The sequence below is a fragment of the Roseovarius sp. genome (assembly GCF_048262375.1).
GTDB lineage: Bacteria > Pseudomonadota > Alphaproteobacteria > Rhodobacterales > Rhodobacteraceae > Roseovarius.
In genome coordinates this window covers 51,714-65,066 of the sequence record NZ_JBLXFE010000002.1, presented here as the reverse complement: position 1 = coordinate 65,066, position 13,353 = coordinate 51,714, and the positions used below count along the sequence as shown (strand labels likewise).

The 13,353-nt window shown below is 58.7% G+C and carries 14 protein-coding genes; 11 read left to right on the top strand and 3 right to left on the bottom strand.

Translation table 11 applies throughout. The annotated features are described in order from the left end of the window. Positions 1-8: 8 nt before the first annotated feature. Both ACN0SW_RS02855 and ACN0SW_RS02850 read right to left on the bottom strand, forming a co-directional pair. Complete coding sequence (locus ACN0SW_RS02855; RefSeq protein WP_417726389.1) at positions 9-1,226, bottom strand: M24 family metallopeptidase; 1,218 nt, start codon at positions 1,224-1,226, stop codon at positions 9-11. 103 nt (positions 1,227-1,329) lie between these two features. Beyond that, positions 1,330-2,220: a LysR substrate-binding domain-containing protein gene (locus ACN0SW_RS02850; protein ID WP_417726388.1), complete on the bottom strand. Its 891-nt coding sequence runs from the start codon at positions 2,218-2,220 to the stop codon at positions 1,330-1,332. 94 nt (positions 2,221-2,314) lie between these two features. Between ACN0SW_RS02850 and ACN0SW_RS02845 the strand changes: the two genes are divergently transcribed. The 8 genes from ACN0SW_RS02845 to ACN0SW_RS02810 all read left to right on the top strand — a co-directional run bounded on the left by ACN0SW_RS02845 (position 2,315) and on the right by ACN0SW_RS02810 (position 10,126). Continuing rightward, positions 2,315-3,115, top strand: a complete 801-nt coding sequence (locus ACN0SW_RS02845; RefSeq protein ID WP_417726387.1) for a creatininase — start codon at positions 2,315-2,317, stop codon at positions 3,113-3,115. 46 nt (positions 3,116-3,161) lie between these two features. Beyond that, positions 3,162-4,280, top strand: a complete 1,119-nt coding sequence (locus tag ACN0SW_RS02840) for a polyamine ABC transporter substrate-binding protein (RefSeq protein WP_417726386.1) — start codon at positions 3,162-3,164, stop codon at positions 4,278-4,280. Between the two features lie 74 nt (positions 4,281-4,354). After that, a complete protein-coding gene (locus ACN0SW_RS02835; RefSeq protein WP_417726385.1) occupies positions 4,355-5,197 on the top strand; it encodes an ABC transporter permease in 843 nt (280 codons plus the stop codon). Beyond that, the gene (locus tag ACN0SW_RS02830) at positions 5,194-5,994 is read left to right on the top strand and encodes an ABC transporter permease (RefSeq protein WP_417726384.1); all 801 of its coding nucleotides are present in this window, start codon (positions 5,194-5,196) and stop codon (positions 5,992-5,994) included. Before ACN0SW_RS02835 ends, ACN0SW_RS02830 begins: the two co-directional genes overlap by 4 nt. Next, positions 5,991-7,097, top strand: a complete 1,107-nt coding sequence (locus ACN0SW_RS02825) for an ABC transporter ATP-binding protein (RefSeq protein ID WP_417726383.1) — start codon at positions 5,991-5,993, stop codon at positions 7,095-7,097. Before ACN0SW_RS02830 ends, ACN0SW_RS02825 begins: the two co-directional genes overlap by 4 nt. Next, entirely contained in the window at positions 7,078-8,106 is a 1,029-nt protein-coding gene (locus tag ACN0SW_RS02820; RefSeq protein ID WP_417726382.1) for a GlxA family transcriptional regulator, read from the top strand. The genes ACN0SW_RS02825 and ACN0SW_RS02820 overlap by 20 nt, the downstream gene beginning before the upstream one ends. A gap of 70 nt (positions 8,107-8,176) precedes the next feature. Beyond that, the gene (locus ACN0SW_RS02815) at positions 8,177-9,412 is read left to right on the top strand and encodes an acyl-CoA dehydrogenase family protein (RefSeq protein WP_417726381.1); all 1,236 of its coding nucleotides are present in this window, start codon (positions 8,177-8,179) and stop codon (positions 9,410-9,412) included. Positions 9,413-9,541: 129 nt separating this feature from the next. Next, the gene (locus tag ACN0SW_RS02810) at positions 9,542-10,126 is read left to right on the top strand and encodes a carboxymuconolactone decarboxylase family protein (RefSeq protein ID WP_417726380.1); all 585 of its coding nucleotides are present in this window, start codon (positions 9,542-9,544) and stop codon (positions 10,124-10,126) included. A 22-nt stretch (positions 10,127-10,148) separates the two neighbouring features. Here ACN0SW_RS02810 and ACN0SW_RS02805 read toward each other — a convergent pair whose 3' ends face one another. Then, the gene (locus ACN0SW_RS02805; protein WP_417726379.1) at positions 10,149-10,487 is read right to left on the bottom strand and encodes an ArsR/SmtB family transcription factor; all 339 of its coding nucleotides are present in this window, start codon (positions 10,485-10,487) and stop codon (positions 10,149-10,151) included. Between the two features lie 262 nt (positions 10,488-10,749). On the opposite strand from ACN0SW_RS02805, the gene ACN0SW_RS02800 reads away from it, so the two are divergent. The 3 genes from ACN0SW_RS02800 to ACN0SW_RS02790 all read left to right on the top strand — a co-directional run bounded on the left by ACN0SW_RS02800 (position 10,750) and on the right by ACN0SW_RS02790 (position 13,345). Then, positions 10,750-11,382, top strand: coding sequence for an ATP-dependent Clp protease proteolytic subunit (locus ACN0SW_RS02800; protein ID WP_417726378.1), 633 nt, complete (start codon positions 10,750-10,752; stop codon positions 11,380-11,382). Between the two features lie 145 nt (positions 11,383-11,527). Then, positions 11,528-12,796, top strand: a complete 1,269-nt coding sequence (gene clpX / locus ACN0SW_RS02795; RefSeq protein WP_417726377.1) for an ATP-dependent Clp protease ATP-binding subunit ClpX — start codon at positions 11,528-11,530, stop codon at positions 12,794-12,796. A gap of 165 nt (positions 12,797-12,961) precedes the next feature. Beyond that, a complete protein-coding gene (locus ACN0SW_RS02790; protein ID WP_417726376.1) occupies positions 12,962-13,345 on the top strand; it encodes an NADH:ubiquinone oxidoreductase subunit NDUFA12 in 384 nt (127 codons plus the stop codon). The last annotated feature ends 8 nt before the right edge of the window (positions 13,346-13,353 follow it).

Sequence of the window (13,353 nt, the reverse complement as noted above, 5' to 3'; positions counted from 1 at the left end):
AAGGGCGTTTAGCCTTTGCCGACGATGTTATGCTCGGGGCCAAAGGGGAAGCCGGTGATGTTCTCGGCCCCATCCTCGCCAATGACCAGAATGTCATGCTCGCGGTAGCCGCCGGCACCAGGCTGACCTTCGGGGATCATCACCATGGGTTCCATCGACACGACCATGCCGGGTTTCAGCACGGTGTCGATATCCTCGCGCAGTTCCACGCCCGCCTCGCGGCCATAGTAGTGGCTGAGCACACCAAAGCTATGGCCATAGCCGAAGGAGCGATACTTGAGCAGATCCCATTCGCGATACATCTCGTTGAGCTCAATCGCGATATCCATGCAGCGCGCGCCGGGCTTCATCAGGTCCAGCCCGCGACGGTGCACGGCCACGTTTTTCTCCCAGATGTCGAGGCTGGCGTCATCGACGCTGTCGCAGAAAAGCGTGCGTTCCAGCGCGGTGTAATAGCCAAAGATCATCGGGAAGGTGTTGAGGCTGAGGATGTCGCCGGATTGCACCACGCGATTGGTCACGGGGTTATGCGCGCCGTCGGTGTTGATGCCCGACTGGAACCATGTCCAGGTGTCCATAAGCTCGACAAAAGGGAAGGATTTGGCGATTTCACGGATCATCGCATTGGTGCCTGCAATGGCCACCTCATGCTCGGGCACGCCCGCCTTGACGGCCCCCGCGACCGCATATCCGCCGACATCGCAGATCCGCGCGCCTTCGGTGATCAGCTTGATTTCCTCGGCGGATTTGATGGTGCGCATCCACATTGACGGCTGGCTCACGTCGACGAGTTCGACGCCCGGCAGCGCATCCTGCAACAGTTGGCGATAGTCGAGCGAGACATGGTCAAACTCGATACCCACCCGGCGGGCGCCCTTGGTCAGGCCTTGCACCGCGCGGTAGAAATTGTCGCGCCGCCAGTCGGTATAGGTGACGTTGCTGCCAAAGGTCCGACGCCATGGTTGCCCCCCATCGATGCCCGCCGAAATCGTTGTGGCGGATTTCTGGTCGATCACCATGCCATATTTGCGGCCAAAATAGCAGTAGAGCCAACCTGAGTAATAATTGATACAATGATAAGAGGTGAACAGCGCCGCATCGACGTTGTTTGTCGCCATCCAGGTGCGCAATTCGTTCTGGCGGCGGGCCATTTCATTGTCGGAAAAGGGCGAAAACTCCTTTTCTCCGTTGTGCCATTCCGTGATGTGCAGCATGTCGTCAAGCATTTTGGTCTCTCCTCACTGGCTTGGATGTTCCTCCGCTATCAGCAAAGCCGTCAGAGACATAATTAATAGGTTTGATCCGAGAATAAGAATAAGAAATGCAGTGTTAACTGCGTGCATGGGTCGGTTTGCGAAAAGCGCTGACGCCTTCGGTGATCTGCTCGATCAGTTTCAGTGCGGCGTCAGAGGCCTTGATGTGCTTGTAGAAGAGGCCGACATGCAGATTGGCGAGTGGCGGAAATCCCTCTTTTGGCGAGAGGACGCGCATGCCGGGCAGCAGCGTCTTTTTGGTAAGCGCCGTCACGCCCATCCCGTCAAGCACCGCGTTCTGCACCGCCGTGATGCCGGGGCTCTCGAAGCAGAGGCGCCATTCGCGTCCTTCGGTATTCAGCGCGTCAATCATCCGCTTGCGGTAGAAGCAACCCTTGGGGTGGGCGATGATCTGCACCGGCTTGTCGAGGGAGAATTGATAGTCGCGCCCGCAAACCCAGAACGGGCGTTCGGACCAGTAGAGCGAAACATAAGGCGCGGGCATCGTGTCGGTGATGGCAATGGCAAGGTCCAGTTCGTCCACATGCAGCTGGCTCAGGATATTGCGGCTCCAGTCACAGCGGATATCAAAGGTGACCTCGGGATTGGCGCGGGCGAAATCGGCGATGATGCGCTGGAAATATCCGATCGCGTAATCCGTGGGCAACCCGACTCGAAGCGTGCCCATGAATTGCGCCTCGTGCAGGTTGGCGACCGCGCGATCATTCAGGCGCAGCATCTCGCGGGCATAGCCGATCAGCGCATGACCCTGTGGCGTCAACTCCAGAATCTTGCCCTTGTGTTGCAAGAGCTTGGCACCAACTAGATCCTCTAGACGTTTGATTTGCAATGAAATTGCAGGCTGTGTGCGGCCCAGAACCTGTCCGGTTTCGGTGTAGTTTCCCAAGTCCACGACCGTGACAAAGGTGCGGATCAGGTCGGTTTGCAGGTTCACAAAATGGCGCATGATTAAGAATCCTTATTCATGCATTGCTACTATGAATTTTGCGCATGAGGCAAGCTGTTCTACGGTCAGGCAATCCTACAGAAAAGAGGACAGCATGGCCCAAGATACCGTTTTTGCAGCAGAATTGCCATGGCCCGCCTATCAGCGCCGGGTCCAGGGGGGCGCTGTGCCGATTCTGATCCCGTTGGGGTCGATGGAGCAGCACGGTCATCATATGCCGATGCATGTCGATGTGCTCTTGCCCACGGAATTCGCACGGCGTGCGGCACTGGCGGTGGGCGGGCTTGTCGCGCCGCCTTTTACCTATGGTTATAAATCGCAGCAGAAATCCGGCGGCGGCAATTTCTTTCCGGGCACCACCAGCCTTGATGGTGCCAGCCTTGTGAACGCGCTCAAAGATGTGATCCGTGAGTTTGCCCGCCACGGCAATCGTCAGATCTGCATCGTGAATGGCCATTTCGAGAATTCCTGGTTCATTGCCGAGGGCATCGACCTTGCGCTGCGCGAACTGGGCTGGTCGGGCATTCATGACACCAAGGTCGTGGTCCTGTCCTATTGGGATTTTGTCGATCAGGCGGCGATTGCGCGGCTCTATCCCGAGGGGTTTCTGGGCTGGGATATCGAGCATGGCGGCGTTTTGGAAACCTCGCTGATGCTGCGGCTCTATCCAGATCTCGTGTCGCTGGAGCGGGCGGTGGATCATGCGCCCGCCAGTTTCCCGCCCTATGACGTCTATCCGCCGCATCCCGAGTGGACGCCTGCCAGCGGCACATTGTCTTCGCCCAAAAACGCCACGGCGGAAAAGGGCGACATTCTGCTCGACGTCTGCACGCGCGGCATTGTTGCGGCGCTGCGTAAAGAGTTTGGACCCCGCGACCGGGTGGCCGCCGAGTGACGCGATTGAAAATCAAAAATAAATGCCTTCCAACATGGAGAACCCAATGACCTTGACCTTAAAATCCCCGACCCGCCGACATCTGCTGAAAATGACCGCAGGTGCGGCATTGGCCACGCCATTCCTGTCAATCCGGGCGGCGGCGCAGACCGTCAACCTGTCGATGCTGGCCTGGTATGGCCATGCAGAGCCCGATATCGTTGGTGCATTCGAAGAGGAAAATAACGTCAAGTTCACGCCGAAATACTATACCGGCGGCGACAACATGCTGGGCCTGATCGCGCAATCGCCGGCTGGCACCTATGACGTGATCCTGTCGGATGCCGAATATGTGCAGCAGTTGAATGCCGCAGGCTATATCGAGGCGCTGGATGCCGCCGATTACGCCTTTGACGATTTCTACCCCGAGTTCCAGAAATTCCCTGGCCATTGGCAGGGCGACACGCTCTATTCCGTGATCACGCGCTTTGGCTTCTTGGGCGTTGCGCATAACACCGATGTACTGAGCGAAAAGGATGCGGCCAGCTATTCGGTGTTCTCGGATGCGCGTGTCACCGGCAAGCTGGGGCATTTCGACTGGCACCTGCCGAACCTTGGGCAAATGAGTCTCTCGGCGGGCAATGCGTCTGCCTATGACATTGATGCGGCGGGCTGGGATAGAGTGCAAGAGGCCACGATGGCGCTGCGCGGTCAGGTCGGCGGGTTCTTTGACTATGGCGGCACGTTCTCGTCGCTCAATGACGGGCAGATGGTGGCCTTTGCCGGCATCGGCGACTGGATCACCGGCGTTCTGGAAAAGAACGGGGCAAAGGTGCGCACCACCATTCCCGAAGAGGGCGGTTTGCAATGGACCGAGTCTTTTTCGATCGGCAAGGGCACGCAGAATTACGAAATGGCGCGCAAGTGGATTCAATGGATCACCTCGCCTGAGGGTCAGGCGAAATCCGCCGATATGGCCGCCTATCCCGCACTTGTCCCCAGTAAGAAGGGTTGGGAGGTGCTGAACGCCACCAACCCCGCCGAGGCCAAGCGGCAGAACATGGTTTTGGGTCAGCATAATGCGATGGACTTGATCCGCGAAGGACGTATCCAGTATCGCCAACTGCCGGTGCAACAGAGCCTTGAGGACTGGAACGACTTTTGGTCCGACTACAAGGGCGCCTGATGCCGGACCTTGCCGGGGTCGCATCTCTCCAGACCCCGGCACCTCTGCTTTTGCCTCTGAGAAAGCTGCATTCTATGACCCGACCCAGCCTGTTTTCGCTTGTTTTGTCGCTGCCACTCCTGATCTGGCAGTTGGCATTCTTTGCCGTGCCGCTGCTCTTTCTGATTGCCATCAGCTTTTGGACCGTGCGCAATTTTCAGATGCTGCCGGATCTGAATTTCGGCAACTGGGAGCGTATCCTGACGCGCAACACCTTTTGGGACGCTTATGCGCGCACCGCCATGCTGGCTACGGCAAGCGCGGTTTTGACCAGCGCCCTCGCCTTTCCGGCGGCCTATGCGATTTCGTTCAAACTGTCAGAACGGGTCAAGCAATGGGTGATCTTTGTTCTGATCATTCCGTTTTTTACCAGCTATCTCGTGCGTATTTACGCGTTGCAAGTGTTCCTGTCAGATGGGGGGATCATCAATGCCGCGCTGGGCATGCTGGGCGTGGGGCCGTTTGGGATGCTCAATACCACATTCGGGACGCTGGTGGGTATGGTCACGCTCTGTTTGCCGCTGGTGATCCTGCTGCAGGTCTTCAGCCTCAATTTCGTCAATCGCGATCTGGTTGAGGCGGCGCATAACCTGCGCTGCGGGCGGCTGCGCACGGTGCTGGCGGTGATTGTGCCCTCGGCGCGGGTCGGCCTTGTGATCGCGGCGCTCTTTGCCTTTATCCTGTCGTTCGGGGATTTCGTGAGCCCGCTCTATCTGGGCGGAGGCAATCCGCCGACGCTCTCGATCCTGATCACCGATATCACCAAATCCGGGCAGCAATGGCCGCGCGCCGCCGTTGTGGCGCTGATGATGATCGGCACGCTGCTGACCGTGGCCTTTGGCGCCATCACCTATGCCTATAAGGAGCGCGGCAAATGACCGGTAACAGCAATCCCCTGATCAACGCCGCGCTGAAACTGCATATCGCCGCCTGCGTTCTCTTCATCTTCGCGCCGATCTTAGGCAGTTTCGTTTTTTCGCTCAACTCAGACCGGTTTCCATCGCTGCCCTTGGGGCATTTCTCGACCGAATGGTACCGGCTGATCTGGGAGGACCCGTTCGTCTGGGCCGGGTTTTTCAACACGGTCATTGTTGGGCTGATCGTGGCGATCATCGCCACACTGCTGGGGTTTGGAGGGGCTTACACCGATTTCCGCTACAATTTTTTCGGCAAGAACGTCTATCTCGCGCTGGCCCTGTTGCCCCCCACCATCCCAGTGGTGATCATGGGGCTGGCAATGCTGGCGTTCCTGTCGCGGGTGAACTTGTCGGGCAGCGCTATTTCCATCATCATCGCGCATGGGGTGATGTGCAGCCCCTTTGCCATGGCCATCATCCGCCTGCGCCTGTCGCAGATGGACCCGGACCTAGAGGCGGCATCCTGGAACCTGGGTGGCAATGAATGGGCTACCCTGCGCCATGTTATCATCCCCTTTACCAAGCCTGCGCTCTTTGCCGCGCTTTTCATCACCATGGCGGTGTCGTTCGATGAATTCGCGGTGGCGTGGTTCGTTTCGGGCCTCAATGAAACACTGCCGGTGAAAATCCTCGGCTTTCTTCAGGGACAGGTCAGCCCGCGGATTAATGCTATCGGTTCGCTCGCCTTTCTGAGTTCCATCACGCTGATCATTCTGGCGCAGATGCTGTTGCGCAATTCGACAAAGGATAAGTCATGAACATGCAAACCCCTGTGACATCTGACGCCATTGTCAGGCTTGAGGGCGTGGTCAAGAGGTTCGGTGAATTCACCGCCGTAGAGCGCGCGGATTTCGAGATCGGGCGCGGCGAGTTTCTGGCGATCATGGGTTCGTCCGGATGCGGCAAGACCACGACCCTGCGGATGCTGGCGGGGCTTGAGGACCCAAGCGAGGGCAATATCTATCTCGACGGTGCGCGGGTAAACGGCAAGGCGACATGGGACCGTGACACGCCGATGGTCTGGCAGAGCCTCGCGCTGTTCCCGTTTCTCACGGTTCAGGAGAACGTCGAGTTCAGCCTCAAGATGCGCGGGGTCGCCAAGGCCGAGCGCATAGCGCGGGCGCGTAAATGGCTGGATAAAATGCAGATCCTCGAATTCGCGGATCGCAACATCTCGCAACTCTCGGGGGGGCAGCGACAGCGCGTAGCCTTGGCCCGCGCGCTGGTGACGGAACCCAAGATCCTGCTCTTGGATGAACCGCTCTCGGCGCTTGATGCGCATCTCAAGGTGCGGATGCAGGCGGTCTTGTCCAACCTGCAAAAGGATTTGGGAATCACATTCGTCTATGTCACCCATTCCATGTCCGAGGCGTTTTCCATGGCGGATCGGGTGGTGATCATGAGCCGGGGAAAGATCGAACAGATTGGCACGCCGCAGGAAATCTATCACGCGCCGCGCAATCGGTTCGTGGCAGAGTTCCTTGGCTCGGCCAATATCTTTACCGGCAAGCTTGTTGAAAAATCCGGCGATGACTGGCTTATCGACACGGACCATGGCCGTTTTGCGGTTCATGCCACGCATGGGCCTGCGAAATCGCCGGGCGAGTCGGTAACCTTTACGGTCAGTGCCGAGAACATGCAGATCAGCCCCGAGCGTTCGGGCGTGCCGGGTATTCGGGCGCGGGTCGTGGGGGAGGAGTTTGTCGGCGCCACCGCCATTGTCTTTCTTGAGACGGAAACAGGGGAAGAGTTGAAGGTTCAGAAAAGTCATGGTGAACTGGCGTCCATTGATCTGCACCCAGGGAGCACCCTGATTCTGCATTGGGAGTCTGAAGCCTGTCATGTCCTGCCCGGAGAATGACACCAGTCTGAACCGCAAGGCAATCGTGCCGCAAGGGGCTGCATTCTTTGCGATCGAGACGACCAAACCGGCCCGGCATTTTGTCTTTCACCTGCTTCCCGATTTCACGCTTCTGGCGTTCAGCGCGGCGCTTGATCCGCTGCGCATAGCCAACCAACTGGCGCAACGCCCGCTCTATCGCTGGACCGTCACCTCGCAGGATGGCGGCCCGGTGGTTAGCTCCTGTGCGATGTCGGTCAATGTCGACCAATCGCTTGGCCCCTTCCCGCGTGAGACCGATCTGGTGGTGTGTGGCGGCACCGTGCGCACGGGAACCGGCAACAAGGATTTGCTGGCGTTTTTACGCCAGCATGCGCGGTTTGGCGGACGGGTGGGGGCGATTTGCACGGGAGCCATTGCGCTGGCGCAGGCCGGATTGCTGGAAGGGCGGCGCGCGACGTTGCATTGGGAAAACCAGCCCGCCTTTCGCGAGAAATTCCCCGAGGTGGAGGTCACAGGCAACACCTTTGAGGTGGATGGCGGTATCTTTACCTGCGGCGGTGGGGTTGGGGCCACCGACATGATGCTGGAAATGATCGAGGCCGATTATGGCCGGTCCTTTGCCGATGTGGTGGCCGATATGTGCCTCTATTCGCAGCGCAGAGCCGAGCGCGGGCCACAGCGCGCCTCGATCAGCAATGCGCTCGACAGCCGTAATCCGCTTCTTGTTCGGGCGATCAAGGTCATGCAGGCCAATATCGAAACGCCGGTGGGAATGGATGAATTGGCCGAAGCCGCAGGCTGTTCGCGCCGCCAGATGGAGCGGCTTTTCGTGAAATACCTGCGCAAGACGCCCTACCGGTTTTTCCGCGATCTGCGGCTTGATCATGGCCGCAGCCTGTTGCGGGAAACCGATCTCAGTGTGACCGAAATCGCCATGGCCTCGGGTTTTGCCTCGCCCATGGTGTTCATCAAGACATTCCGCGGCCGGTTTGGTCATTCCCCGGGGCAGTATCGCAAGGCGGGCTGACCGCGCAACAGCGCTTGTCGTTGCCCGTTCAATGTTGTCAATTGAGGTATCTGACAGAAAGGGCCACGACATGGACATGAATTTGGGAATGCGCCCCGAGATGCGCGCGCTCTTGGCGCGGGTGTCGGCCATGGTGCGCGATGAGATCATGCCGCTCGAGGCCGCGTATCACGCCGAAATCGGCAAGGGCGAGCGCTGGGGCTATACCCCCCGGCAGGCAGAGATTCTGGAAGGGCTCAAGGCCAAGGCCAAGGCGGCGGGGCTGTGGAATTTCTGGCTGACCGACAGTGCACGGGGTTTCGGCCTGACAACGGTCGAATATGCCTATTTCGCGGAAGAAATGGGCAAGACCCCGATGGGGGCCGAGGTGTTCAATTGCAATGCGCCCGACACCGGCAATATGGAGGTGTTCGAGCGTTACGGAACCGAGGCGATGAAAGAGCAATGGCTTGCTCCGCTCTTGGCTGGTGATATCCGCAGCGCGTATCTGATGACCGAGCCGGATGTCGCCAGCTCAGATGCCACCAATATCGCCATGTCCTGTGTGCGAGACGGCGATCATTATGTGCTGAACGGTCAGAAATGGTGGGCGACCGGCGCGGGCGATCCGCGCTGCAAGGTCTATATCGTGATGGTCAAAACCGGCGGCGAAGACATGCCCAAACACCAGCGCCATTCGATGATCGTGGTGCCTGCAGATACCCCCGGCATCGAGAAGCTGCGCCCGATGCAGGTTTACGGCCATGACGACGCACCGCATGGGCATATGCATTTCAAATTCGAGTCTGTGCGGGTGCCGGTGAAAAACATCCTGTTGGGCGAGGGGCGCGGGTTCGAGATCGCTCAGGGGCGTCTTGGGCCGGGGCGCATCCACCACTGCATGCGCGCCATCGGTCAGGCCGAGGCGGCGCTTGAGATGATGTGCAAACGCAGTCTGGCGCGTGAGGCGTTTGGCAAACCTCTGGCGCAGTTGGGGGCCAATTACGATATCATCGCCGAATGTCGCATGGAGATCGAGCAAGCCAGATTGCTCTGCCTCAAAGCGGCCTGGATGATGGATCAGGGCGACGCCCGCGCGGCCGCACCTTGGATCAGTCAGATCAAGGTCGTGGCGCCGCGTGTCTCGCTCAAGGTGATCGACGAGGCCGTTCAACTCTTTGGGGCGCAGGGGATTTCACAGGATGTGCCGCTGGCGGCGATGTGGACGCATGTGCGCACGTTGCGCCTTGCCGATGGTCCCGACGCGGTGCACCGGCGACAGGTGGCACGCGCGGAGTTGCGCAAGCACACTCAGGAAAAGGTCTGAGCGTTTTCGCACAGGCCGCTCTGCGACAGGGAACGCTTCTCACGCTTTGGTGATGGGTCTGGTGGTTTCAAATCCGGGAGCCTCTGATTAGCTGCGGATGGACCACATCACACGCAAAAGGAGAGTTTCATGACTGCTGAATTCCGAGTGAAGACATCGCCTGTGAGCGACGATCAGGCCGAGGGTATGGCCAAAGAGCTGTTGGAGGGTGCGCGCGCCAAACTGGGTTTCGTGCCCAACATGTATCGGGGCATGGCCGTTAACCCCGGCCTTCTGTCCACCTATCTGCATGGCTATGCGCTCTATCGCGAGTCGGGCAATTTCACCCCGCCCGAGCAAGAGGTCGTGTTTCTGACCGTCTCGCTGGCCAATGGCTGTGACTATTGCACCGCGGCGCATTCGATGCTGGCGATCAAGATGTCCAAGCTGGGCGAGGCGCATACGCAGGCGCTGCGCGATGGCAAGCCGCTAAGCGATGCCAAGCTGGAGGCGCTGCGCAAATTCACCCATCACATGTGGGAGACGCGCGGGTTGCCGACCAAGACCGAAGCCGAGGCGTTCAAGGCCGCAGGCTATGGTGATGTGCATGTTTTGGAGATCATTCTGGCGATGGCTGTCAAGACGATCAGCAATTACGCCAATCATGTGAATCACACCGATCTGGATGATGTGTTCGCGCCGTTTGCCGTGGGTAAGGCGGTCGAGCCTGCCTGAGCGCAATCGTATAACTGCGCCCCTATGCTTTGGGGGCGCAGAACAGTTCGTAAACCACTTCGAGCACTTTGCGCGGGCGATCATCGGCAAGGCTGTAATGAATCGTCTTGCCATCGCGCCGCGCCGTCACCAACCCTTCGAGGCGTAGCCGCGAGAGCTGTTGCGACACGGCCGCCTGACGCGCCGAGAGCAGGGTTTCAAGCTCCGTCACCGATCGCTCGCCCGATACCAGATGACAGAGAATCATCAACCGCCCCTCATGGCTGATGGCCTTGAGGAAATTTGCGGCGGTGGTCGCATTATCGACCATGCGATCCATTTCTGTGGGATCAAGCGTGTCGTCGAGAACGGGAAGTGGCATTTCCGGGATTCCTGATTTTAATTGGCACGTATGTATGGCGTTTTTATCCGTTGTGCAAAAGCTGGTAGGCCAAACGCGCGAAAAAGTGAGCAGATGTGGCATGCAAAGCGCCATCGTGGCGCAGGGGCGGCTACATTTTCGAGCGATGCCCTTGCAGCCCCTTGGGCGCAACACTAAGACTCCTTTAGGAACTGGCCGTTTATGGTCAGAGTGATTGACAAAGCCTGACAGCATCGGTCGGGCACAAGACAGGCGGGCGACGATGAAAGACCCTATGGACATTTACATGAACACCCTCGTGCCGATGGTGGTCGAACAGACCAGCCGGGGCGAGCGTGCCTATGACATCTTCTCGCGCCTGCTCAAGGAACGGATCATTTTCCTGAGCGGCCCGGTGCATGACGGCATGTCGAGCCTGATTGTGGCACAGCTTTTGCATCTTGAGGCTGAAAATCCGTCCAAGGAAATCAGCATGTATATCAACAGCCCTGGCGGGGTCGTGACCTCGGGCCTGTCGATCTATGATACGATGCAGTATATCAAGCCAAAGGTCAGCACGCTGGTCGTGGGTCAGGCGGCCAGCATGGGCAGCCTGTTGCTGACAGCGGGCGAGCCGGGTATGCGGTTCTCGCTGCCCAACAGCCGGGTCATGGTGCACCAGCCCTCGGGCGGGTATCAGGGGCAGGCGACTGATATCATGATCCATGCGCGTGAGACACAAAAGCTCAAGGATCGGTTGAACGAGATTTATGTACGGCACACCGGCCAGACCCTGAAAAAGGTCGAAGAGGCGCTTGAACGCGACAATTTCATGTCGCCCGAAGAGGCCAAGGCCTGGGGTTTGATCGACGAGATCGTGGCCAACCGTGACAAGGGTGACGCGCCCGAGAAATAAACGTGATGCGGCCCCAAGGCGGGCCGGATATTTTCGGATTGTGGTGCCATACAGCCTGACTTAAGCTGACGGGTAGCACAGATCACAGACGAGGCCCCGCACGGGGGCGCAGACGGCAGACGGCGCAGGGCCCGAAAGGTACGGAATGGCGAATAACTCAGGCGGCGACAGCAAGAACACGCTCTATTGCAGCTTTTGCGGCAAGAGCCAGCATGAGGTGCGCAAGCTGATCGCCGGTCCGACCGTGTTCATCTGTGATGAATGCGTCGAACTGTGCATGGACATTATTCGCGAAGAGACCAAGACCGCCGGTCTCAAGTCGAGCGAGGGTATCCCCGCGCCGCGCGATATCTGCAAGGTGCTGGACGATTATGTGATCGGCCAGGCGCGTGCGAAAAAGGTTTTGTCGGTGGCGGTGCACAACCACTACAAACGGCTGAATAATTCCGGCAAGAGCGATATCGAGCTCAGCAAATCGAACATCCTGCTGATCGGGCCTACGGGCTGCGGTAAGACGTTGCTGGCGCAGACCTTGGCGCGAATTCTCGATGTGCCCTTTACCATGGCGGATGCCACCACGCTGACCGAAGCGGGCTATGTCGGTGAAGACGTGGAAAACATCATTCTCAAATTGTTGCAATCGAGCGAATACAACGTCGAGCGCGCGCAGCGTGGCATTGTTTATATCGACGAGGTCGACAAGATCACCCGCAAGTCCGAAAACCCCTCGATCACCCGTGACGTATCGGGCGAGGGCGTGCAGCAAGCGCTGCTGAAACTGATGGAAGGCACGGTTGCCGCCGTGCCGCCACAGGGCGGGCGCAAACATCCGCAGCAGGAATTCCTGCAGGTGGACACGACCAATATTCTCTTTATCTGCGGTGGCGCCTTTGCCGGTCTTGATAAGATCATTGCACAGCGCGGCAAAGGCAGTGCCATGGGCTTTGGGGCCGATGTGCGTGACAATGATGCGCGCGGTGTCGGTGAGATCTTTACCGATCTGGAGCCTGAGGATCTGTTGAAATTCGGTCTGATTCCGGAATTCGTTGGCCGGCTGCCGGTGATCGCGACGCTAGAGGATCTGGACGAAGATGCGCTTGTCACTATCCTGACACAGCCCAAGAACGCGCTTGTCAAACAGTATCAGCGCCTGTTCGAGCTGGAGGGTGCGCAACTCAGCTTTACCGACGACGCCCTCAAGGCCATCGCCAAGCGGGCCATCGCCCGCAAGACCGGCGCACGCGGACTGCGCTCGATCCTTGAAGATATCTTGCTTGATACGATGTTCGAATTGCCCAGCATGGATCATGTCGAAGAAGTGCTGGTCAATGAAGAGGCGGTGAATTCCGACGCGGCGCCGTTGATCATCTATGCCGAGAGCAAAGGCAAAAAAGAGGGTGCCAGCGCGGGGTAAACCTCGGCTGCGGCACAGCCCAAGGCCCGCAACCTGTGTTGCGGGCTTTTTTTGGGGTAACCTGACCCATCGCATATCACGTCGTGATCTGGATAAGGCATCGCGGGCACTGGACCTTCGCGCGCAAATCCGCCATATCGGGGTTGGATTATGTCGGAGGGTCGAATGGGCATTCTCAACACCTTGCTGCGCGCCGTTACCTGGTGGAACGGGCAGACGCTCAACACCCAGTTTTACACTTGGCGCAAGGGCGTTCAGGTGGGCGAGGATGCGCAGGGCAATGCGTTTTACCGCACTCGAGACGACAAACGCCGCTGGGTGATCTTCAACGGCGAAGCTGAAGCGAGCAGAGTCGATCCGGATTGGCACGGCTGGCTGCATCACACCTATAAAGAGCCGCCGACCGATAAGCCTCTGGCGCACAAGCCTTGGGAAAAGCCGCATAGCGAGAATCTGACAGGCACGTCGTTGGCCTATGCACCGGCGGGGTCTATCCGCCGCGTGGCACCGACAGAGCGGCGCGACTACGAGGCGTGGTCACCGGAGTAAGGGCAAGT

What these genes read in the sequence shown, in the direction of transcription:
- ACN0SW_RS02825 (WP_417726383.1), top strand. Translation starts at nt 5,991, where the DNA reads ATGAACATGCAAACCCCTGTGACATCTGACGCCATTGTCAGGCTTGAG.
- ACN0SW_RS02815 (WP_417726381.1), top strand. Translation starts at nt 8,177, where the DNA reads ATGGACATGAATTTGGGAATGCGCCCCGAGATGCGCGCGCTCTTGGCG.
- ACN0SW_RS02845 (WP_417726387.1), top strand. Translation starts at nt 2,315, where the DNA reads ATGGCCCAAGATACCGTTTTTGCAGCAGAATTGCCATGGCCCGCCTAT.
- ACN0SW_RS02835 (WP_417726385.1), top strand. Translation starts at nt 4,355, where the DNA reads ATGACCCGACCCAGCCTGTTTTCGCTTGTTTTGTCGCTGCCACTCCTG.
- ACN0SW_RS02810 (WP_417726380.1), top strand. Translation starts at nt 9,542, where the DNA reads ATGACTGCTGAATTCCGAGTGAAGACATCGCCTGTGAGCGACGATCAG.
- ACN0SW_RS02830 (WP_417726384.1), top strand. Translation starts at nt 5,194, where the DNA reads ATGACCGGTAACAGCAATCCCCTGATCAACGCCGCGCTGAAACTGCAT.
- ACN0SW_RS02820 (WP_417726382.1), top strand. Translation starts at nt 7,078, where the DNA reads ATGTCCTGCCCGGAGAATGACACCAGTCTGAACCGCAAGGCAATCGTG.
- ACN0SW_RS02855 (WP_417726389.1), bottom strand. Translation starts at nt 1,226, where the DNA reads ATGCTTGACGACATGCTGCACATCACGGAATGGCACAACGGAGAAAAG.
- ACN0SW_RS02800 (WP_417726378.1), top strand. Translation starts at nt 10,750, where the DNA reads ATGAAAGACCCTATGGACATTTACATGAACACCCTCGTGCCGATGGTG.
- clpX (WP_417726377.1), top strand. Translation starts at nt 11,528, where the DNA reads ATGGCGAATAACTCAGGCGGCGACAGCAAGAACACGCTCTATTGCAGC.
- ACN0SW_RS02850 (WP_417726388.1), bottom strand. Translation starts at nt 2,220, where the DNA reads ATGCGCCATTTTGTGAACCTGCAAACCGACCTGATCCGCACCTTTGTC.
- ACN0SW_RS02805 (WP_417726379.1), bottom strand. Translation starts at nt 10,487, where the DNA reads ATGCCACTTCCCGTTCTCGACGACACGCTTGATCCCACAGAAATGGAT.
- ACN0SW_RS02840 (WP_417726386.1), top strand. Translation starts at nt 3,162, where the DNA reads ATGACCTTGACCTTAAAATCCCCGACCCGCCGACATCTGCTGAAAATG.
- ACN0SW_RS02790 (WP_417726376.1), top strand. Translation starts at nt 12,962, where the DNA reads ATGGGCATTCTCAACACCTTGCTGCGCGCCGTTACCTGGTGGAACGGG.